Source organism: Haloprofundus marisrubri, assembly GCF_001469955.1.
GTDB classification, from domain to species: Archaea; Halobacteriota; Halobacteria; order Halobacteriales; family Haloferacaceae; genus Haloprofundus; species Haloprofundus marisrubri.
In genome coordinates, this window is sequence record NZ_LOPU01000029.1 from 820,487 (window position 1) to 840,969 (window position 20,483).

At 59.9% G+C, this 20,483-nt stretch carries 25 protein-coding genes; 9 read left to right on the plus strand and 16 right to left on the minus strand.

Going from position 1 to position 20,483, the window contains the following annotated elements; genetic code table 11:
* The first annotated feature begins 27 nt into the window (after positions 1 to 27).
* Both AUR64_RS14620 and AUR64_RS14625 read left to right on the plus strand, forming a co-directional pair.
* A complete protein-coding gene (locus tag AUR64_RS14620; protein WP_058582665.1) occupies positions 28 to 786 on the plus strand; it encodes an amino acid ABC transporter ATP-binding protein in 759 nt (252 codons plus the stop codon).
* Positions 783 to 1,712: an amino acid ABC transporter permease gene (locus tag AUR64_RS14625; protein ID WP_082230803.1), complete on the plus strand. Its 930-nt coding sequence runs from the start codon at positions 783 to 785 to the stop codon at positions 1,710 to 1,712. Before AUR64_RS14620 ends, AUR64_RS14625 begins: the two co-directional genes overlap by 4 nt.
* Before the next feature lie 7 nt (positions 1,713 to 1,719).
* Here the strand turns inward: AUR64_RS14625 and AUR64_RS14630 are convergent, their stop codons facing one another.
* Positions 1,720 to 2,787, minus strand: a complete 1,068-nt coding sequence (locus AUR64_RS14630; protein ID WP_058582666.1) for a zinc-dependent alcohol dehydrogenase family protein — start codon at positions 2,785 to 2,787, stop codon at positions 1,720 to 1,722.
* Positions 2,788 to 3,117: 330 nt separating this feature from the next.
* On the opposite strand from AUR64_RS14630, the gene AUR64_RS14635 reads away from it, so the two are divergent.
* Positions 3,118 to 4,278: a M14 family zinc carboxypeptidase gene (locus AUR64_RS14635; protein ID WP_058582667.1), complete on the plus strand. Its 1,161-nt coding sequence runs from the start codon at positions 3,118 to 3,120 to the stop codon at positions 4,276 to 4,278.
* A 15-nt stretch (positions 4,279 to 4,293) separates the two neighbouring features.
* Here AUR64_RS14635 and AUR64_RS14640 read toward each other — a convergent pair whose 3' ends face one another.
* Positions 4,294 to 5,805 carry a replication factor C large subunit gene (locus AUR64_RS14640; protein WP_058582668.1) on the minus strand — a complete coding sequence of 504 codons (1,512 nt, stop codon included), beginning with the start codon at positions 5,803 to 5,805 and terminating at the stop codon, positions 4,294 to 4,296.
* Positions 5,806 to 5,859: 54 nt separating this feature from the next.
* Here AUR64_RS14640 and AUR64_RS14645 point away from each other — a divergent pair, with 54 nt between their 5' ends.
* The 3 genes from AUR64_RS14645 (at position 5,860) to AUR64_RS14655 (ending at position 7,731) form a co-directional block, all read left to right on the plus strand.
* Positions 5,860 to 6,252, plus strand: a complete 393-nt coding sequence (locus AUR64_RS14645; RefSeq protein WP_058582669.1) for a hypothetical protein — start codon at positions 5,860 to 5,862, stop codon at positions 6,250 to 6,252.
* Positions 6,242 to 7,261, plus strand: coding sequence for a tyrosine-type recombinase/integrase (locus AUR64_RS14650; RefSeq protein ID WP_082230805.1), 1,020 nt, complete (start codon positions 6,242 to 6,244; stop codon positions 7,259 to 7,261). The genes AUR64_RS14645 and AUR64_RS14650 overlap by 11 nt, the downstream gene beginning before the upstream one ends.
* Positions 7,262 to 7,515: 254 nt before the next feature.
* On the plus strand, positions 7,516 to 7,731 hold the full coding sequence (locus AUR64_RS14655; RefSeq protein WP_058582670.1) for a hypothetical protein: 216 nt from the start codon (positions 7,516 to 7,518) through the stop codon (positions 7,729 to 7,731).
* Between the two features lie 4 nt (positions 7,732 to 7,735).
* Here the strand turns inward: AUR64_RS14655 and AUR64_RS14660 are convergent, their stop codons facing one another.
* From AUR64_RS14660 to AUR64_RS14675, 4 genes are all read right to left on the minus strand, one after another.
* On the minus strand, positions 7,736 to 8,068 hold the full coding sequence (locus AUR64_RS14660; protein ID WP_058582671.1) for a hypothetical protein: 333 nt from the start codon (positions 8,066 to 8,068) through the stop codon (positions 7,736 to 7,738).
* Positions 8,065 to 10,149, minus strand: a complete 2,085-nt coding sequence (locus tag AUR64_RS14665) for an ATP-binding protein (protein ID WP_082230806.1) — start codon at positions 10,147 to 10,149, stop codon at positions 8,065 to 8,067. The genes AUR64_RS14660 and AUR64_RS14665 overlap by 4 nt, the downstream gene beginning before the upstream one ends.
* The gene (locus AUR64_RS14670) at positions 10,136 to 10,612 is read right to left on the minus strand and encodes a hypothetical protein (protein WP_058582673.1); all 477 of its coding nucleotides are present in this window, start codon (positions 10,610 to 10,612) and stop codon (positions 10,136 to 10,138) included. Before AUR64_RS14670 ends, AUR64_RS14665 begins: the two co-directional genes overlap by 14 nt.
* Before the next feature lie 431 nt (positions 10,613 to 11,043).
* Positions 11,044 to 11,256 carry a hypothetical protein gene (locus AUR64_RS14675; protein ID WP_058582674.1) on the minus strand — a complete coding sequence of 71 codons (213 nt, stop codon included), beginning with the start codon at positions 11,254 to 11,256 and terminating at the stop codon, positions 11,044 to 11,046.
* Positions 11,257 to 11,385: 129 nt separating this feature from the next.
* Here AUR64_RS14675 and dcm point away from each other — a divergent pair, with 129 nt between their 5' ends.
* The gene (dcm, locus tag AUR64_RS14680) at positions 11,386 to 12,579 is read left to right on the plus strand and encodes a DNA (cytosine-5-)-methyltransferase (RefSeq protein ID WP_058582675.1); all 1,194 of its coding nucleotides are present in this window, start codon (positions 11,386 to 11,388) and stop codon (positions 12,577 to 12,579) included.
* Here the strand turns inward: dcm and AUR64_RS14685 are convergent, their stop codons facing one another.
* From AUR64_RS14685 to AUR64_RS14705, 6 genes are all read right to left on the minus strand, one after another.
* On the minus strand, positions 12,580 to 12,930 hold the full coding sequence (locus tag AUR64_RS14685; RefSeq protein ID WP_058582676.1) for a hypothetical protein: 351 nt from the start codon (positions 12,928 to 12,930) through the stop codon (positions 12,580 to 12,582).
* A gap of 98 nt (positions 12,931 to 13,028) precedes the next feature.
* On the minus strand, positions 13,029 to 13,658 hold the full coding sequence (locus AUR64_RS14690) for a site-specific integrase (RefSeq protein ID WP_058582677.1): 630 nt from the start codon (positions 13,656 to 13,658) through the stop codon (positions 13,029 to 13,031).
* A 200-nt stretch (positions 13,659 to 13,858) separates the two neighbouring features.
* A complete protein-coding gene (locus AUR64_RS14695; protein WP_058582678.1) occupies positions 13,859 to 14,152 on the minus strand; it encodes a hypothetical protein in 294 nt (97 codons plus the stop codon).
* 125 nt (positions 14,153 to 14,277) lie between these two features.
* Positions 14,278 to 14,523: a hypothetical protein gene (locus AUR64_RS14700; protein WP_058582679.1), complete on the minus strand. Its 246-nt coding sequence runs from the start codon at positions 14,521 to 14,523 to the stop codon at positions 14,278 to 14,280.
* A gap of 43 nt (positions 14,524 to 14,566) precedes the next feature.
* Entirely contained in the window at positions 14,567 to 14,692 is a 126-nt protein-coding gene (locus AUR64_RS21265; protein ID WP_276203540.1) for a hypothetical protein, read from the minus strand.
* A gap of 201 nt (positions 14,693 to 14,893) precedes the next feature.
* Positions 14,894 to 15,262: a hypothetical protein gene (locus AUR64_RS14705; protein WP_058582680.1), complete on the minus strand. Its 369-nt coding sequence runs from the start codon at positions 15,260 to 15,262 to the stop codon at positions 14,894 to 14,896.
* Positions 15,263 to 15,574: 312 nt separating this feature from the next.
* Between AUR64_RS14705 and AUR64_RS14710 the strand changes: the two genes are divergently transcribed.
* Both AUR64_RS14710 and AUR64_RS14715 read left to right on the plus strand, forming a co-directional pair.
* Positions 15,575 to 16,111: a TATA-box-binding protein gene (locus tag AUR64_RS14710; RefSeq protein ID WP_058582681.1), complete on the plus strand. Its 537-nt coding sequence runs from the start codon at positions 15,575 to 15,577 to the stop codon at positions 16,109 to 16,111.
* A gap of 52 nt (positions 16,112 to 16,163) precedes the next feature.
* Positions 16,164 to 16,991, plus strand: a complete 828-nt coding sequence (locus AUR64_RS14715) for a NotI family restriction endonuclease (protein ID WP_058582682.1) — start codon at positions 16,164 to 16,166, stop codon at positions 16,989 to 16,991.
* Here AUR64_RS14715 and AUR64_RS14720 read toward each other — a convergent pair.
* The 4 genes from AUR64_RS14720 to AUR64_RS20760 form a co-directional block, all read right to left on the minus strand.
* Positions 16,988 to 18,061: a DNA-methyltransferase gene (locus AUR64_RS14720; protein WP_058582683.1), complete on the minus strand. Its 1,074-nt coding sequence runs from the start codon at positions 18,059 to 18,061 to the stop codon at positions 16,988 to 16,990. The genes AUR64_RS14715 and AUR64_RS14720 overlap by 4 nt on opposite strands.
* 242 nt (positions 18,062 to 18,303) lie before the next feature.
* A complete protein-coding gene (locus AUR64_RS14725) occupies positions 18,304 to 19,473 on the minus strand; it encodes an ATP-binding protein (protein ID WP_058582684.1) in 1,170 nt (389 codons plus the stop codon).
* Positions 19,470 to 20,294 carry a hypothetical protein gene (locus AUR64_RS14730; RefSeq protein WP_058582685.1) on the minus strand — a complete coding sequence of 275 codons (825 nt, stop codon included), beginning with the start codon at positions 20,292 to 20,294 and terminating at the stop codon, positions 19,470 to 19,472. Before AUR64_RS14730 ends, AUR64_RS14725 begins: the two co-directional genes overlap by 4 nt.
* A 4-nt stretch (positions 20,295 to 20,298) precedes the next feature.
* Positions 20,299 to 20,483, minus strand: a 185-nt coding sequence (locus tag AUR64_RS20760) for a hypothetical protein (RefSeq protein ID WP_058582686.1), incomplete at its 5' end; no start/stop codon positions are given.

The window sequence follows — 20,483 nt, forward strand, 5'->3', positions numbered from 1 at the left end:
AAGCGGTTTCGCAGGAGGTCGACGGACATGAGCGACAACGAACACACGTATCTACTCGAGGTGGACCGCGTCTCCCAGAGCTACGGGACCGAGAAAGTGCTGCGCGACATCAGTTTCGAGATGGACCGCGGCGACGTGACGGTGCTCGTCGGCCCGAGCGGGTCGGGCAAGTCGACGATGCTCCGTTGCGTCAACCGACTCACCGAGATAGACAGCGGGAACATCTACCTCGACGGCGAGCGCATCACCGGCCCCGACGTCGACGTGAACGAACTCCGAAAGGAGGTCGGCATGGTGTTTCAGGACTTCAACCTCTTTGCGCATCTCACGGCCCGCCAGAACATCATGCTCGGACCGCGTCGCGTCCTCGGACTGGACAAAGAAGAGGCCGGCAAACGCGCCGACGAACATCTGGAGATGGTCGGGCTGACGCCGCAGGCGGACTCCTATCCCGGCGAACTCTCCGGCGGTCAGCAGCAGCGCGTCGGCATCGCCCGCGCGCTGGCGATGGAACCGAAACTGATGCTGTTCGACGAACCGACGAGCGCACTCGACCCCGAACTCATCGGCGAAGTGCTCGAAGTGATGCGTGACCTCGCAGACCGTGGGATGACGATGCTCGTCGTCACCCACGAGATGAGTTTCGCGCGGGAAGTCGCCTCCGAGATGCTGTTTCTCGACGGCGGGAAAATCGTCGAACGCGGCCCGCCCGAGCAGTTGTTCGACCGCCCCGAAGAGGACCGCACGGCGTCGTTCCTCCGGCGTATCACCGAGATGCACTCATGAGCGAACCCGTCGTCGACACCACGCACGAAGAAGGCGAGACGCGCCTCTCGACCGGCGGTCTGGGCAGAACGCTGCTCGTCGCCGCCGGTGTGGTTTTCTGGGGCTGGCTGTTGCTTCGGTGGGCCAACGACTGGCTCGGCGGCCTGTTCGTCCCGGTCGGACAGCCGTTCGTCGCGCCCGCGACCATCGAGTCCCTTGGAGCCAGTATTCCGGGTCTCGCTGGCGCGTTCGACGCGCTCGCGTTCGCCGTCGAGTACCTTCCCGCGTTGTCGGAAGGGTTGTGGCTCACGCTCGTGCTCACGGTTCTGGGCATCTTCTTCGGCTTCTTCATCGCCGTGCCGCTGAGCGTCGCCCGGGTGTACGGTAACCTCTCGAAATACGTCTCGCTGCTCTACACCGAACTCCTTCGAGGGACGCCGCTTCTGGCGCAGTTGTTCGTGCTCTACTTCGGACTGAACATCTCGGGGTACGTCCCCGGCTTTCTCGACGGCGTGTTCGCCAACAACGCGGCGTGGGCCGCGCTCGTCGGATTCATCCTCAATAGCGCCGCCTACCAGTCGGAGTACATCCGCTCGGCGCTGCAGAGCGTCGACACCGGCCAACTCACTGCGGGCCGCGCTATCGGCCTCTCGAAAGTCGACGCGATTCGCTACGTCGTGCTGCCGCAGGGACTCAGATTCGCCATCCCGGGGTGGACGAACGAACTCATCTACCTCATCAAGTACTCCTCGCTGGCGGCCTTTATCACCGTTCCTGAGCTGTTCAAGCGCGCCAACGACATCGCCTCCTCGAACTTCCGTTACACGGCGATGTTCACCATCACCGCGGTGCTGTACTTGGCGCTCGTCATCACGGCGTCGCGGATGATGAACTACGTCGAAGACCGGACAGCGATTCCGGGTCTCGGGACGGGCAGCGGGCGGTAGAGAGCGTTTAGAACTCGGTCACGACTTCGATACCCTCGGTTCCGTAGTCGGTCATCGCCGCCAGTCGCTCCGGCACGTCCGACAGCGACACTTCTCGGCTCACGAGCGCGCCGGGGTTTACATCCCCCGTCGCCATCAGTCCCAGAAGTTCCTCGTAGCGCGTCGGCGGCATCCCCCGAGAGCCGAGGAAGGAAATCTCCTGCATCGTCATCCTGTCGGTCGGTATCGACACCTCGCCGCGTTCTTTCTCCGTCGTCAACCCGAGTTGGACGTGTGTGCCGCGTTTGCGGAGCGAGAAGATGGAGTTGCGGCAGGTCTCTTCGAGTCCCAGCGCGTCGACGGAGACGTGTGCGCCGCCGTCGGTTTCGGCGCGAATCGCGCCCGTGACGCCGCGGCCGTCGAGGTCACTCGAATCGACGACGGCGTCCGCACCTACCTCACGCGCGAGGTCTAACTTCCCCGAGTCGATGTCGACGGCGACGACTCGCGCGCCGACGGCGTTTGCGACCTGCACCGCCGAGAGACCGACGCCGCCACAGCCGTGGACGGCGACCCAGTCGCCCGCCCGCACGTCGGCGCGGTGGGTGAGGCCGTGAAAGGCGGTCATGAATCGACAGCCGAGTGCGGCCACGTCGCGGGCGTCGACGTTTTCGGGCAGCGGCATCGCGTTGTAGTCGGCGTAGGGAACGTGGACCTGCTCGGCGAACGCACCCGGTGCCTCGGCCTGAAAACCGAGCGAAAGCCCGTCGGCGCAGACGTTGCCGTGGCCGTTGCGACAGTACGGACAGGTGCCGTCGCCGAGGTTGAACGGAACGGCGATTCGGTCGCCCTCGCGGAGGTGGTCGACGCCGTCGCCGACGGCGACGACGTGGCCCGCCGGTTCGTGGCCGAGAATCTGGCCTCGCGGCACCTTGTCGCCGGCCCACTCGCCGTGGCCCTGCCACGCGTGCCAGTCGCTGCGGCAGATACCGCACGCCTCCAGTTCGACGACGACCCCATGTGGCTGTGGCTCCGGGGCGTCTACGTCTTCGACGACGAGCGGTTCTCCGTACTCGTGCAGAACTGCGGCGCGCATCAGCCCACGGTATGTGAAGCCATCACAAAAACCCGCGCGTACACGTTCCGGAGTGCCGGCATCCTTCGCCTGTGACGATTAGTCGCCACGACCGACACTCCGGCGCTAGATACGTTATACCCCAGGGCGAAAAACGTTTAGCACCGTCACTCTCCTTGGTGAATCATCTGCCCACAAGACGGTCCCCCGAAGACGACCCGACGACAGTATCTGGCGACAGTCGGACTGGCGGCGGTTTCGGCATCACACGCCGTCGGGTCGGCTGTCGGAACGACTTCATCGCGGCCCGCGGGCCTCTCTGACCCCCGCGCGTCGCTCACCAACGAGCGCTTGGCGAAGGAACTCCGAACGGTCGCCGAGCGGTCTCCGGACGCCACGCTCCGACGAATCGGCCGCTCTGCCGGCCGAAACGACCCAATCTGGGAACTCCGTGTCGGCAGCGGCGAAACGAACGTCCACCTCGTAACGCAGTTACACGGCGACGAACCCGCCGGCACCGAGGCCATTCTCCGTGTCGTCCGCGAGTTGGTCCGAAATCCGGAAGCCAACCGGGATATCCTGCGTGGTCTCACGCTCACCGTCGTTCCCCGCGCGAACCCCGACGGCGCGATGTTCGTCAGCGACGACGACGGCGACGGGAACCGAGAGCGCGTCACGCGCCGCGAGAACGTCCAACCGTGGCGACGCCGTGACTCCCGACACGAACCGGACTACCACACCGGGGAGGGTCCGCCCGGATACGACCTGAACCGGGATTTCGACCCGACGGCGAACTCGCCGGGCGCGGCGGAGCCATCGGGCGCAGCGGCGTCGACTCGGCCTCGTGCTCGTGGGTCCACGGAGTGGACGCAGTACGAGGAAGACGGCGAGACCCTGTGGCGACACGACCGGACGTACCGCGGCTACACACTCTCGGGATGTGGCCTCGAACTCACGCCGGAAGTCGCCGCAGTCGCCGACTCGTATCGACGTGCGCGCCCCGACGTGGCGATAACGCACCACCACAAGAGCGTCGGGACACGGGGGCGAGGCAGCGAGACGCCGTCGCTTTTGAGCGTCATGGCCGCGTTCGGCCCGTCGTTTCTCCGTCAGGCGCCGTCGTACGGCTCCGAGGAGTCTCCCGAAAGCGTCGTCAACCCGTTTATCGACGCCGAGACGAGCCGGCGATCGCTCCGTCTCAACGCGTTCGTCGCGCGGCAACTCGCTTCCTCGGGGGAGTTCGGACCCGTGACGCGCTACGGTTACGAACCGCTCTGGGGGTCGTATCTCGACTCGCTCTCACCGAAGACGAACGCCGCAGGGATGCTGTACGAAGTCGCCGGCCAGTCCGACGAACGCGACAGCATCGACTACGCCCGAAAAGTCGCCGTCTCGCGGGCGGCGTTCCGGCGGACGCTCGAAGCGGTGGCGTCGGACCCGGACCTCGCCACGATGAACGCGAACGCGTACTTCGACCTGCCGCTGGAATCCGGCGGGCCGACAACGCGATAAGAAATCGAGTCCGGTTCAGAAGAAGTCCGTGAGGCCGGACTGCCCGTCGTCGCTGTCGGCTTCGTCCGCGTCACCGCCGTCGGCGGCCGATTCGGATGCGCTGTCGTCGACTTCGGCCGCCTCGGCCGCCGAGTCGGTTCCGTCAGGGTCGTCGGTGCTCTCCACCCCGTCGGCCGAGTCGCTTCCACCCGCCGCCTCGGCGTCGCCATCGCTTCCGCCGCTCGGTGTTCCGGCGAACGCGCCGCCGGAGTGCGCCTCCATCGCCTCACCGCGGAGTTCTCCCGCGTCTTCGACGATGGACTGGACTTTGTTCGTCGACTCGCCGCTGCCGGTGACGTGGGCGACGTGTTTCTCCTCGAACTCGTAGTACGCCGCCATCGCCACGGTGAGGTCTCTCGGCTTGCAGTGGTGGGTCATCACCGAGAGGTACGGGACGATTCGGCGACGGGCGATGCTCATGCTCACGCCGCTGGACTCGGCGACGCGACGCGCCACCTCGTCGCCTGTCTTGTCCTTCGAGCGCCAGAACTGCGGGCGGCCGTAGCGCGTCCACCCGCCTTTCGTGCCGTCGCGGGCGGCGGCGACGCCCGCGGCGAGGTTGTCGCCGGCGTAGCGCCAGTAGCTGTAATCCTGACTCGCGCGCACGCGACCCAGCCACCGGTCGGCGTTGGCGAGGAACTCGTAGGCGCGGGCGATCTCTTCGCCCTCGTACACGTCGAGCATGTTGTCCTCGACCCACTTCGTCAGGTCGTCGGGCGTCTCGTCGACGTCGTAGGAGGTGTACAGCGCCTGCTGCGCCGATTCCTCTTTGAGGACTTGGTCTAAGAACTCGAAAATCCCCACAGAACGGTCACGGTCGCTCGTCGCCACCGACTCCTCGGTGATTTCGTCGCGGCCCTCCGCTGCCGCTTGGAGGTCGTTGACCGCGCCGCGGAGGTCGCCGCTGTTGGCGTCGGCGATTCGCTGTAGCGCCTCCGATTGGTACTCGATTCCCTCCTGTCGGCAGATGTCGCGGAGAACGGGGACGATGGAACGAGCGCTCACGTCGCGGAACTCGATGGACTCGCAGGCGTTTCGGAGGCCGCGACTCATCTCGTAGAACTCGTTTGCGATGAGCACCATCGGCTGTCCGGCCTCCTTGACGAGTTTCGTGATGGCGCGTGCGCCGCCGCGGTCGTAGTTGCCGTGGATGTTGTCCGCCTCGTCGAGAACGATGAGTTGACGGCCCGACTCTCCCTTGCTCGACCCGCCGAGCGTCGCGTTCATCGCCGCGCGTCCGGCGAAGCGTTCGATGACCGAGGCGGTTCGCTGGTCGGAGGCGTTCAACTCGACGGTCTCCCAGCCCATATCGTTGGCCAGTGCGTGCGCCGCCGAGGTCTTGCCGACGCCGGGACTCCCGTAGACGATAATCGCATCACCGTGGTCGTCCCACGACTCGGCCCACTCGCGGAACTGGTCGCGGGCTTTGTTGTTGCCGCGTATCGCCGACAGCGACCGAGGGCGATACTTCTCCGTCCAGTCGCTCATATCATACACATCCTGTGTGTAAAGATTGATGCTACGTTGGTTTGACTATGTTGTATGCCTCGAATCCAACTGGTCGTAAGAGACGGCCAGAAGGACCGCTGGGAGGACCACGTTGCAGACTCCCCCGGTATAGACTCCGTGTCCGATTTGATACGGACTGCCGTCGAAGAGTTCATTTCTACCGATGACTCGTCGTCCTCCGAACTTAACGATGAGGTTGTAGACGTGTTGATGGAATCACTCGATGAAATTGAGGGTGACCTCGGAACTATTGAAACAAGCCTCGACAAACTCCATCGGCGAAATGTAGAAGAAGACGAGATGGAGTTAATCGTTGAACAGGTCGTCAGGAGTTCGTTGCAGGAGATGTTCGAGGGACGAGTAGTCAGGGTCTACGAGGGGGATAAAAAGGAGATGGTGCCGGATGAACTCAAAGATGAGTTCTGAGGACCTTACCCTCACAGAATGGGTAAGTGAGGACATCGATACCGACCTATCAACGTACGAAATAGAAGTGTTAGTTGAGTATTTGGGTCAGGTAGAGGCGTGGCAGTCAATCCACACTCTCCGCAATCGCAAGGTTGTCACTCGGCAATTTTGTGAATGGCTAGATGGGAGAAAGACACTCTTTGAAGTCGATAAGCGGACGGTTAAGAGGTGGATGACGTATCTACTGAACGACGGCTATGCGCCGCGCTCAGTCCGACAGAAAACATACGCACTGTCTGCGATGTATCGGGAACTGGAAGACTGGAATGAGGTTCCAGAGAACCCTATCGAACAGATAGACGAAATCGAAAAGTTGAGTCAGACACGTCTAGATGAACACACCGATAGGCAGTACCTCACGATTGAGGAATATGAAACGTTGGTTGATGCCTGTGATACCCTTCGTGATACTCTGGTCATCCAATTACTCTGGAACACAGGAGTGCGAGTGCAGGAAGCAGTATCGATAACTGAGGACGCTATCGACCGCGAAAATCGGTCGATTGAGGTTGAGACTATCAAAGGTAACAAGTTCGAGAGTTCCAAGACTCGAACAGTCTACTACAAACGCTCATTCGGGCGTACTCTGCGGAGGTGGTTGGATGAGGGCGGTCGTAATCGCTACCTTGGTGCGAACAACGGGGACGATGAAGGCCACTTGCTCGTCACCCGGGAAGCACCGACTATGTTCGTCAACCGTGTCACCGAAATTGTCCGTAAAGTCGCAGATGAAGCTGGCATCCAGACTGAGTTATACGTTGACCAGTCTGGTAGACCTCGAAATCGTATCGTGGGACATCTGTTCCGCAAGTCGTACGGCGTCCACAGAACAAAGAATGGGATGCCGATAGCCTATCTAACCGAGCTTATGGGGCACTCAGATATGGAAATCACTCGTGAGCATTACCTAAAGTTCCGTGAAGACGACATCCAAGAGGCTGAACGAACATACGCTCCCGGAGTCTAACGGAACTCGCATCGCGCCTCGTGCCGGGCAAGGTCAACGAGTCTCTCACCGCGCCCGATGAACACCTTCGTGCCGCAGTAGTCGCACCGGTGCCATCCCGGGTCGTTCTCGCACGCGCTGTACCCCTTTGGTTCGAGTCGAGTATCCATACCGGGGAGACGCCGACCGAGCCCAACCGTCCCGATTCCGTGCAAAGGTCTTCGGGGAGAAAGAAGATGCGCGCTTGATGGCACGCCGGGGCGTCGAACCAAACGATGACCGAAGAACGCTATGTCGTCGGTGCGATGACCGTGACGCTGACCATCGAGGAAGGCGTGCCTGTCGAGGCCGAGTGCGAGTGTGAGGAGTTCGCGAGGAACCAGACGAACGTCCTGATGCAGACGTTAGACGAGCAGAAGTGTCGGCACGTGCGGGAGGCCGAGATGTTCGCCCACTTCGAGCGGAGAGTGACACCGGTCGAAAACGAGTAGTCGGTCAGCGGAGCAGGCTCGCGAACGCCCAGAACTCCCTATCGATGATGACCTCCACGTCGCACTTGCCGCAGTAGCTGACTAGCCCGGACACGTCCTCCACGCGGACGAGGGCCGCCCTTTGTGAGTCCGACGGGAGGACGAACTCGTCGAACGAACGGCGCATCCACTTCGCATCGCGACCGAACTGGACGACGCCCACACGGTCGCCGTCAACCTCGACGTGCGGTTCGAGACGGACGACGATACGGCGCGGGGCAACCCGGGCGATGCCGCACCCGTGCGGGTCGTCTCGTTCGTGGTGGAACGCAACGAACGGGGACTCGAAGGCGCTCATCTGCTACCACCTGAAACACGGTAGTAGTCGTCATCGTCGGGCCTGTACACGAGTCCCGACTCTCGCATCCGATTGAGTCGCGACCAGATACGTTCGTTCTCGTACTCGACTTCGAGGGCGTCCACCACATCGTGAACGTATGCGCCGCGCCCCCGGTGGTCGTCATCCTCGCGCTCTTCGATGGCCTGCTTCAGGTCCATCTTCAGCGAGGTCTCCGACTCCGGCAAGCCGTCGTTCTTGATGGAAAGGTCATACTCACCGTCAGCGAACGCATAGGTGTCGAGCGATTCCTTCCACACCTCGATTGCTCGCTCGGCGTCGATGGCCTCGACAGTCTCGCTGAGACGCATCCGAGCCATACCTCGGGAGAGCCGGAACAGAGCCTCATACTCACGAGCGGCCACGTCACCGTTCTCGTCGATGGTCTCCATCCACCCTCGCTTGATAGTCTCTGTTGCCTCACGGGAGAAAATCGGAGTAATCTGCCAAGCAAGGTGGATGAACTTGGTGAACCACTCCTTATCGAAGAGGTCGCTGTCGAGTTCCACGTCCTCGCCCGACCCATCGGCTTCCGTCTGAGCGTCTATGATGCCGTCAGCCAAGTTGTCCGCGAGGTCTTCACCCACATCCGCCATCGATTTGGACTCGAATGCGTAGATGAGGTCGAACCGGGAGAGGATGCTCCCCGGGAAGTCGAACTGGTCGGCAATCGTATCCCAGTCGTTGAACTCGTTGTCCACGGGATTGGCGGCGGCAACGATACGGCACTTCGCGGCCATCGAACGCTTCTGCCCACCGACCGCGCGCCGGACGACGCCATCTTCCATCGGCGTGTGAAGTTCGTTGAGGTCGCCGTTGTCGTTCTTATCGAGTTCGTCGATGAGGGCGACGCCGCCGTTGCACCGGACGATGTGGCCCGCGCGGAGGGTATATTCCTGCGGGATGCGCTCGTCCTTCACAGCAGTCGCCGTCAAGCCCTTCGTAGACGAGTTGTCCGCACTGGCGAGGTCTCCACGCGGGATAACCTTGTTCAGCCACTTAATCGCGGCAGACTTTCCGTTGCCCGGGTCTCCGACGAACAGGGTGTGCGAATCGCCTCGAATCGAGTCATCACGAACAGGGATGTCCCCGCCGGTCAGCGTAGTCGCGATGAGGCCACGTTTCTGGGCATCAAGGTCGATGAGATTCGGAGCGAAACTCGCGACCAGCTTCTCGTAGAAGCCGTCCTGCTCCACCTCCTTTCGAATCTCGTCGGCTTCCTCGTCGTCCACGTCGAGGTCGAGGTCTCCAGCAACACGCTCGAACCCGAGGGCGTAGAATCGCGCCTTCGAGTGGATGTCGTCGTGGTTCTCGTACTCGTCGTAAACGAGGCCCGTAATCTCCACGTGTTCGCCGGACTCAACCATCCCTACGAGGCCGCCGTGAACCCGCACGAGGATGTCGCTCAGTTCGACGGAATCGGTGTTCTCCGACTCTTCGACGAGGAGCGTCTGCGTGGCGATAGTGTCGCCACGACCGTAGTGGAACCAGTCGGTGCTCTCACACCCTTCGCATCGCCCCGGCTCGGTGAGCTTGTCACGCAGGATGTCTTGATGGACGGACTCCCGTTCGAACCCGCACTGCTTGCACCGAAAGTGGCCGTCCACGTCGGCCTTGCTGTTATCCGAGGCGCTGATGACCTCGCCTTTGACCGTCACGAGGTCGCCCGAGCGGACCTCGTTCGCACGGATTGCTCCAATAGTTGTCTGCTTCGAGACCGGGGCGTTCACGAGGTTCACGTCGGCGAAAGAGTATGGGCTCGTCGTAAGGATATGATATAGCCAGAACATGGCTTTTACCCTACTCCAACCGCCGTACACGACCTTCTTACCGAAGTCCTCATCAACGTGCATCACAGCGTCGATGTCCACGGTAGCGACCCCGCCGTGCTCGTCGCGGTCGGTGTCGGACAGTCGAGAGGCGACTCGCTTTGCCTTATCCTTCAACTCGGACGATTCGTATGGAGCATCGATGGGGTCGGGAACGTCGTGCGCCCCGAACTTCTCGCTCCGAGCGATGTTCTGCATCTTATTCATCGCCATCACCTGCTTTCGCGGTGTCGTTGACGGCTCGAATCACCTCTTCCAGCGAGTCGTGCGAGCCAAGCGCCCGGAGGCGGTCGAGCTTACCCGTCTTGTCGTTCACGACGCGGAGGTTCGCACCACTCCGGGCAAGGCCGACGACCGCCTCGAATAGCTCGTCGTAGTCTCCCTCCGACCGCAGGTCATCGAGGCGCGCTTCGAGGTCTCCGATGCGCTCTTCCTTCAAGCGCTCCTCCCGGGCCGCACGCTTCCGTTCCTCTGCGTGTTCACGCTTCTCCTCACGGAGTTCTTCGATGCGACGCTCAAGCGAGTCGGTTGTGTCGCCTTCCGTGTCTTCGGCGTACTCAACGATTTTTGACCTGAGAACCTCCGACTTCGTGTCACCGTTTTCGTCCAGTGCGCGGCAGAACCGGCGACCGAGAGACTCGTCAGTGACGACCGAGTGGTTGGTGAATCGGCTCACAGTCCATCACCATCACCTCCGAGAGAGGCGATAGGAGACGGGAGCCACGATACTGTCTGGGTAGGACTTTGGGCTACCATCGTAACAGTATCTTGAGGGAAGGAGTGCTTATATGTTCCCTCGATTTGACAAGTTTTTATGTACCCTTGTCCGATTCCCTCAGAATACGAAGATACCCTACCCTGTTAGTAAATAGTAAGTCAGTTAGTATTTAGTAAAGGGGTAGGTAGGGTTTGTATCTCTGAGAACAGCGCCTCTCGCCCCATCCGTGGGAACGCTTATAGTGTCGGGAAGTTTATATAAACTTGTCCAGAGCAACTCGTCTTTAGGTAGGACTTTGGGCGACTCTGGGCCTCGTCTTATTGAGAATCGGAGGGCGGCAATCGTCGCCCGTCGTTCTCGTTCAACAGTTCTGAGCGGCGGCCACGTCGTCACCCGAGGAACTCGTCTGCCTCATCCCCCGGGTGGATGCTCCCATCGTCTCGATGTTCAACCCACCCCATCTCGCCCATCTCCCGGAGCGTCTCGGCCACGTTGGTGATGCCTGCACCGAGTGCGTTCGCGACCTCCTCGTCGGTCGAGTGCCCATCTCGGCGGATGTCTGCGATAACGATGCTCCAGATGTCGGACTTGGTGTTCGCCATGTTCGGACTAACGAAATGTCACTGATATATGCGCTCGCATCTTGCTACCAGCGACCGCGCCAAACGTCACGATGTGGATAACGGTGACCGCCCGGGAGACTTATCACCGCGTCAGAGTGATGGCCTCCTATGACCCTCCACGTGCTGGACCTCTTCTGCGGCGCGGGCGGTTTCTCACTCGGATTCAGACGGGCTGGATTCCGCACGGTAGCAGGCATCGACATCGACGAAGACGCCCTCGCGACGTTCCGACGCAATCTCCACGACCCTGCTTATTGCCTCAACCTCGGAGAATACGAGGCCTCCGACATCCTCGACCTCCTCGACATCGAGCCAGACGACGTGGATGTCATCATCGGTGGTCCCCCTTGCAAGAGGTTCTCACCGCTGGCTCCAGAGGACGACCCTGATGCCCTCCGGTCGTTGTTGCAGACATATCTCAACTACGTTGAGGAAATTCAGCCGCGCGCATTTGTGATGGAGAACGTCAAGGGTCTCTCGACCCGTCATCGCGAGTATCTCGATGCGGTTCTCGACCGCGCAGACGGCCTCAGCTATGATGTCGATTATCGGGTGCTGACTTCATCCGATTTCGGCGTCCCACAGGGCCGTGACCGGATATTCGTCGTCGGCATCCACGAATCAGAAGGTGTCGAATTTGAATGGCCTGAGCCGACAACGGCGGATGACCCGCCGACCGCGCGCTCAGTTTTGTGGGGAGGTGCTCTCCCTCGCGATGGATGGCCAAACTCCGAGGAATCGTCCCATCAACCCCATATCGTCGAAAACTGGCGTGAAGGTGGTTACAAAAACGACCCTTACGTCGAGAAGCAATATCAGATTCGACTTCATCCCGACGAGCCGTCGTGGACAATAACGGCTGGGAATCAGCACTTCCACCCGGGGAAACCGCGTGCACTAACCCCTCGTGAAGAAGCCTCGCTCCAGTCGTTCCCTCGGTGGTTCGAGTTCGCTGGGTCGAAGGGAAGCGCCTCTCGGCAGGTCGGGAACGCAGTCCCGCCGAAGTTGGCCAAGCACGTCGGGCGCACACTGCTGGAGTCGCTGGGGGAGCCGGGACGACCTCCCACAGATACTGTAGGAATGTCGATGAAGCAGATTGCTGACCTCTCCGGGCGGCTCACCGAACGGGAAGTCGAAGCCGTTCTCCTCCGGTCGGCGGGCCTCTCGTGGCGCGAGGTCGGGGACGAAATGGGGGTCACTCTCAAGACCGCCTCGAACCTCCAATATCGGGCAGAACAGAAGGTCGAGGAAGCTCGGGAGACTATCGAGGCGTTCGAGCGCCTCACTCGCGGAGAATATTGACTAGTAGGTCGGCGGGGTGTTCGAGCCGACTTCTTGGTTCTCCCACGTGCCCACGTAGTTGTCCTCACCAGCGTCCTCGCGTCCGTCGGTCGCGACCTCGGGTTCGTCGTCTTCGTCTTCCTCGGCCTGCTCGGCGAGCACTTCGCTGTAGCGGTCTGCCGCCGCGATTGCCTTAGCAGGTTCGCGCCCGGCAGTCGATTCTAAGACCAGACTGATGGATTCGAGGTTATCGATGAACGAGAGCGTCTCTGCCATCTCTCGATAGGCGGAGCACTCGCGACCCAGAGTCTCCCAGTTGTCACCTCCGTTAGTGGTCGATGCGTCGTCAGCCGAAGTCTTGTCGGACTCCATACACCTACTTAGTATGTCAGGTATATATATTTTCCTCCAAAACGGACAATATATTGTGTGTTTGGCTGAAACTGCACATTATAATAGAGATTTAGGAGCTATGCGAGGCCCGCAGACGCCATCAGTTCGGCGGAGAGACCGTCCGGCACACGCCCGAGGTAGTTATTCCTGAACGTGTCTTCGTCGTCCCATCCACCCCACCGCATCACGATTTCCCGCACGTCGTTCGTTCCTCCACTCGAAATCAAGCGGTAGTAGGCGTGAGTCCCCCACGTGCGACGGAGGTCATGCGCGCTGACCTTGAGCCAATCATCGTCGCCCGTCTGCTCAGCCAGCGCGGGCGCGGCGTCCTCGGCCACCCATCGCTGGACGGTGCGCGGGGACACGTCGATGAGCGGGTCGTCTTGACCGAAACCGGGCATACTCGCGAGCATAAAGATGCGTTCCTTCGTCTGGGTCGAGACCGGACACTCGCGGTAGCCCGTCTTGCCCTCCCAGACCCGCAGGCAGTAGGCTTCTCCCTCGGCGTCGAGGCGGCGAACGTCGTTCTTGCTGACTCGGGTCGTCTCCTCGGAACGGAGGCCGTCGAGCATCAGTTCGACCGCGAGCGTGCGGCGCGGGTCGTCTTCGTCCGGGCGCGGGTCAGCGTGCTCGACAAGGAGTTCCTGCTCGCGTTCGGAGAGCCAGCACCGCCAGCCGTCCTCGGAGGGCATCGGTTCAATCTGCATCAGATACCACCAGTGATGTTCATGTTGAATGACACTACGCCTCGTTCTATAGGTGTTTCGTACTTCCCGACATATACAGAAAGCTCGAAACTGAATCGTTCACAGAGACGGTTCCCCTACCCCTTCGAGCGGCATAGTGGGAGAAACGGGGCTGTGTGAGTACCCGGGCGTCGGAGAATACCTCAAAATGCGACACCGAGTTACTCAGACAGGAACACTTCCCGAACCTCATCCTTCGTGGCAAACTCGCCGTTCAGAATTTCCTCAACCCCCGTCATCGGGTCAGGTTCTACGTCGCCCTCGATGACGGTCTCCTCGACCACCTTGGCCCAGTCGCACCCGACGAAATATCGCTTCGCACGCTCTTCGAGAACCCGCTTCTCGGCGTCTTCGTACGAAGCATACACTCCGAGGATGTGGCCGCCTTCGTAGTTCTCGCCGCGCATCGCGACGTAGACTGTAATCTCACCCCCGTTCGAGTCGGATGTCGGCATACACGAGATAACGAGAACGGCGTGCAAAGGAGTATCGTCAGTTCGACGGCCCGAACCGCCGGAGAAGAATCGCGACCACGAGTGCGACGCCGGAGACGACCGCGCCGAGGATGGGATGCCCGGGGTCAGTCATCGTGTCCACGGGCGGCATCACCCATCATCGCGGCGTGGTCGATGAGCAGAACGTTCGACCCTTCTCGTCGGAGCTTCTCCCTCATCTCCGAGTAGAACTCGTGTCGTTCGAGTTCAGCTACGATTTCATCTGCGTCCACGTCCGAATCATCGAGAACATCCTTCAGGTCACCAGCACTCCAGTCAGTCGTGGATTCGTAGCACGAGGCGCACTGCCAATCGCACTCGGGATAGAGCATCACGTCTCTCCGACACTCGGAACACCGCCCGAAGCGTCCTCGGTCAGTCATCGTCCCACCGGGCGTCGTCGCCCTCGGTGTCGCGGTCGTCGGCCACCCCCCACGTTGAGATGTGGACGATGGACTCCGGACTCACGCCGTCAAGCCGGACGTTCGACGAGGCAGTCATCGCGCATCACCAGCGGGACGCCGCAGGTCATTTTTGTACACTCGGAACGGGCACTCGGGACAGTCGAGCTTCTCCGCGTGTTCGAGCATCAAGCAATAGCAATCGGGACACGGTTCTGTCGATACAGACGCCATACCTCGATTTATTGTCAATTCTCCTATAGGGGTTCCGTCGCCACGAGCGACTGCCCGTCAGCCGTAGTCAGAGGAGGAGTCGCAGGAAGATGAGCTCCGGCCACGTCAGCACGCCGAGAATCATCCCGACGACGTAGGGCACAATCAGGATGACGGCCCAAACGAGGACAGCCAGCACGCCGATGAGTCCTGCCTCCGCACCCATCGAGTCCGAGGCCAATCCGACTGCTCTCGGAAAGACAAAAAACAGGTCCGCGATGCGCGGGATGAGCGCATTGAGAACCATCGCCGGGTCCGCGCCCGGAACGAGATGAAAGCACAACCAAGCGATGATAGTCGTAATCGACCCCCAGATGGCGGCCTTCGGCGTCATATAGCCGATGAAGAAGCAACCTACGACGCCTACGACGAGCAAATGAATGATTTCCCACATCATCTGATAGGATGTCGTCCGAGGTGATTGGAGCACTATCTTCTCACTGACAGTTACCGGTCGAGATATAGCGGGCCCAAGAGCCAGTGACCAAATGACTGACTTGCTTTCAGCTCAGAGGGAATAAGGAAATGTTGGATGGGTACGAAGTACCCCTACCCCATACCCGTCCAACGTCCACAAACCGAGTTCCCGATAGTTTGGCATAAGTTTTCCCGTGCACACTCGGGACTCACTCTGCTTGTTGCCTGTAGGGTTACTCTACTCGACGGATACCCTACGAACTAAGGTCAAAGGAGGATAGTCCGCAATTGAATGGTTGAGGTCGTTAATTTGGTGGGAGGGGGCGAGGTTGGGGCGGAAATCGACCTCTCACAACTACACGCTGACGTAGATGAGATAGTGACGGAGTATGACCCGGGCAGACATTGGCAACTTGTTCTACGCTTCCCAGAACAGGATGCGCTGGTAATTGCATACCGGACGGGGAAATACATCGTCCGAAGCGGCTCGTCGTTGGATGCCCTCTACGATGCAAAATCAGAATTCGCTCACCTACTGGCGCGTCGCAAAATCATTGCTGACGCAGAATGCGTCACTTTCGCTCTCCAGAACATGGTATGTACTGGCGACCTCGGCACTCCTCTCGACCTCAACGCAGTCTGCCTCCAGTTAGGGCTCGAACACACAGAATACGAACCCGAGCAGTTCCCCGGGTTGGTTTACCGACCGCCAGACAAAGGAGTGGTGATGCTGATATTCGGTACTGGCAAGGTGGTGGTGACGAGCGTCACCGACCAATCCGAAGCAGAGGCGGCCCTCGAAACACTTCGAGAAGCACTCGAATTATAGATATTCCCATTTAGACGAAAGGTTCATGCACTGTGGGTAACAGGTCCGAGTTATGCAACCCGACATCGAGAAATATCCTGTCGAATTCTACGGCGAGTTCTACGCTAATCGTGAAGAGGCCAAGAAGGGAATGGAGGACGACCACTGCCCCTTCGTTGACGGTACGTGCAAGAAGCGACGCAAAAGCGAGGGAGAAAGCATCGGGACGTGTGCAGTCGGATACCGGGGGCAGGGTCAGGCAGAGTACAAGCCCCACTGTATCTGTCCCCATCGTTTCGAGACACCCGAAGTCCTCAACGAAATCGAGTCGCTGTTCGTGAACGAAGGCGAGTACTTTGCAACACCCGAGGTCCCTCTACAGGGTACATCAATCGACTACGTAGCAGGTAAGCGGGCTGACGATGGGACAGTCATTGACTTCGCGGGCGTCGAAATACAGGCGCTCGATACCACCGGCTCGGTTTGGAACCATCGAGAGGCTTACTTCGACGATGACGCCGATATGGAGGATGTCAGTAAAAACTACGGTATTAATTGGGCGATGTCACTGACGAAGACGATGATGCAACAGGCGTACAAGAAGGGGCAGACGTTCGGAGAGTGGGGGGAGAATCTCATATTCCTCGTTCAGGACGTGTCTATCGATTACATTCGCGACAACTACGACGCCTCCGGCCTTCGAAGCGCGCGGAAGGACGACCCCGTTCACTTCTACTCGTACCGTATGGACTACAACCACGAGACTGACAACTACGAATGGGCGATTGACGAGAAACTGTCTGCGGACATCGATGGTGTAACTGATATGATGGTTCCCCCAGACGACGACGCACCACCCACTCGAAAGGAGTTCTGTGATACGATAGAGAAGCGGTTCTAAATCGTATCGAACGTCATCTGAACGCCGCTATCGAGGCGCGACTCAGCAGTTTCCAGATATTCCTTACTGGCGTCAATTCCGATACCGCGCCGCTGGTGTTTGTTGGCCGCAACGACTGTCGTCCCTGTTCCAGCAAACGGGTCGAGAACGATGCCATCCTCTGGGCACGTGGCCTTGATGGGCAATTCGCAGAGGTCCACAGGATACACCGCACAGTGAGTATCGTCGCGATGCTCGTCCTCAGGCACGATGTCCCAGATGTTCTCCGGCATCGGTCCGTTGGCGTTGTATCGAAGGAAATAGAAGCCGTTCTCGGCCAACTCACGGGCGCGCCCGGAGAGGTCCTCAGAGTCCCCGTGTGTCGTCCGCTGTTCATCGCGGATGACCATTCGAAAGTCCTTAATTTCGCGGTTCTCCATTCGCCCCAGATGGTCTTCGAGTGCATCAAGAGCGTTCTGCTTCTCATTCTCTGTCAGGGCGTCGTTGCCCTCAATCTGGCGACGATAGCGCGCGCCAGAGACACCAGTCGGTGATACGACATCCCCGTTCTCTTTCCACGTGAGTTTGAAGTCCTCTTGCTCCCGAATTGCATCGTCGTCGTAAAAGTAGCTCTTCTGCTGAACGAAGTGGAACACGTACTCGTGCATCACCCGGAGGCGGTCACTGGCCGCGCTCGGGTTGCCCTTCACCTTGTTCCATACTACGTCGTTTCGCAGAATCCAGTCTTGCCGGTCTTTCATCGCGAGTGCCGTCCGCCACGGAACGCCAGTCAAATCCTTGTCTTGATAGGTGTCTCCGATGTTCAGCCAGAACGAGCCTCCGGGCTTCAAAACTCGCTGGAGTTCACCGAAGATGCTGAGGAGGTTATCGACGAACTCCTGCACGGTCTTTTCGTTACCGAGCGTACTCTCGCCCGCGTACTCTCGAACACCCCAGTACGGCGGGGAAGTCATAATGCAATCGACCGATGAGTCGGGGAACTCCTGCAAAACATCGCGGTTATCACCGTGCACCAGAGCGTTTGCAGAGTTAGATTCCATCCAATCAGACACTTCTCCCGGCTCAATCATTACCGTGAAATGGCCCGCTCTCGCTAATAAACCTCCTCATAGAATGCGGGCTGAACACGGTCGAACGCATCTCACAGAGGCCAAACGTAGAGTCGATGACGACGGCGGTAGGTCACTCCCCCCTACGGGGGGAGTGGGAGTTATCTCGGTCGATTTCGTTCAGCGACTAAATACCGCCACATATGCCCTGTACCTTGTGAAGAAGAGGTCCTCGCTCTGAAGAAAGTCGATATTCGGTCGAATCAGTCGTTCACCTCCTGAACGTCGAGGATAGAATTAACCGTAGTCTTGCTCACGTCCGCGAATTCGGCAATCTCGGCTTGGGAGTATCCGAGGTCTGCACACGCCCGGATGCGGTCGGCCCGGTCGTCCTTCAGGTCCTCAGCCTGCTCGATGCGCTCGGCCAGTTCGCGGAGGTCCTTCACGACCCCTTTCTCCTCCCACAACTGCCGGAACTCCTGCGGGTTCTCCATCAGGTCAACGATGTCGTCTAGCCCCTCCCACTTCCAGCTAATGAACAGGTCTTCGCTCTTGTAATCGAACCGCTCGTCGGTCGTGTAGCCCGAAATCTCCATTATCTTGTCCTTGAGCTTCCCGTCCTTCTCGTCCTCGTAGAAGACCGCCTTGTCTTGGTCGGGCTTGTGGATGAACACGACGCTCTCCAGCTTGCGGATGTCCGTTCCGATGTCCATAGCACGGTGGGAGACGACGATGACGAGGATACGCATCTTACGGAGCCGCCGGAGGAACGGGACGAACTTCGCGAGGTCAGCGGCGTGACCCGCGCCCTTCGAATCGAAGAACGATGAGGCCTCGTCAAGGACGAACACGATTTGCCCCGGGTTCTCCAGCCGGTAGTCGAGAAGTTGCTTGGGCGACCCGACGAACTCCAGTTCCTCGTTCATCTCGACCGCCGAGAGCGAGTTCGTGACGGCCCGTACGGGGATGCCATCGCGCTCACAGAGGCGCACCTTGTACTTCGCGAGGACGTAGGCGAAGTAGCTTTTTCCGCCCCCCTGACCGCCTGTGAAGACGAATATCTTGAAGTCGTCGCCGTGGACTTGCTCCTCTAGCGTGAGCGCCTCTTGGAACGGCACGTCGCGGTCATCGCTATCGGCTCCAGCGGCATACTCCAGCAGACGCATATTCCCTTGCCGCAGGGCCTTCCCGATTTCCTTCGAGACGACGGGGCGAACGATGTCTCGCCACTCCTCGGTATTCTCGGGAAACACGGCGGGCTCGCCTGTCTTCCAGTGCTCACGCGACCCCGGTTCATACGCTCGCTCGAACGAGATGAGGTCGTCGATGGTCTCGTCGTCTACGAGGCCGCTCTCTTGGAGGGCGTTGATGTCGGCGCTCAGAAGGCGTTCCTTGAGTCGGATGACCGTGAGCCAATCGTAATCCCCGCTCATGCCGAGTCACCCCATTCATCGGGAATCTCTCCAACCTCGTTCTCAGCGGCCTCCTCGAACATCTCCTCGGCGTCGGGCTCTCCCTCGCCGGGCAGTTCGATGGAGTCGATAAGCATCTCCACGCTGTCGTAGACCTCGGACTCGATAACCTCAGGGTGTCGAGCCTTCCGCTTGATGCTATCGTCGCTCATCGCCCGCCAGTAGGCGGTCTCAACCGCCGTCGCGATAGCGGGGAACCGGGCGTAGAGTTGCTGTCCAATCTGTGCCCAGCGCCGGAGCTTCCCTCGGTTCTGCTTCATCGCCTCGACGTGCGTCTCCAACTCGATGTCGTTCATCTCGCCGCGCCACGTGCCCTTCGCCACGCGAGTCTTCGAGTTATATTCGCGGACGAAGAACACAGGGACGCCACGAATGGACGCCGTGGCCGCGCGGCCCTCGGTCACAGAAACCTTCGCCATCCGCACCGGGTGCATTACCCACGCATCGAGAATGGTGTCGTGGGTGCTGTTCACCTTGACGAGAAGCTCGAACGGCGTGGACGACAGGCTCAGCATCGGGAGGACGATGAACCACCCACCGAGTCCGAGTGCGCCGAAGATGGAGAGTACGGCGATGATTTCCGTCTCACCCCATACGATGGTGATGTTCCAGTATCCGAGGGCGAGGAACACGCCGAAAACCATCAGCGCGGTGGTGATGAGACCGATTACGAAGATACCGAGCTTGGATGTCCAGATGTCGAGAAACATATCCCAAGCGTCGCGCTCCTCGTAGTCGTTCAGGCGATTCACGTCGTGGATGTCGGGTCTCTTATCGCTCATAGTATCAGACGTTCTCCAGCAGGTATTCGAACAGATTCTCTTCGAGGAGCCGCTGACGCCACCAGATATAGGCGTACGTCAGGAGGGCGAGGATGGACAGGGTTAGCGTCGCGGAGACGACGCCAATCCAAACGAGGTCGTAGTTCGGGCTATTGAAATACGGCTCGTCCTCGTCGCTCAGGAGCATCA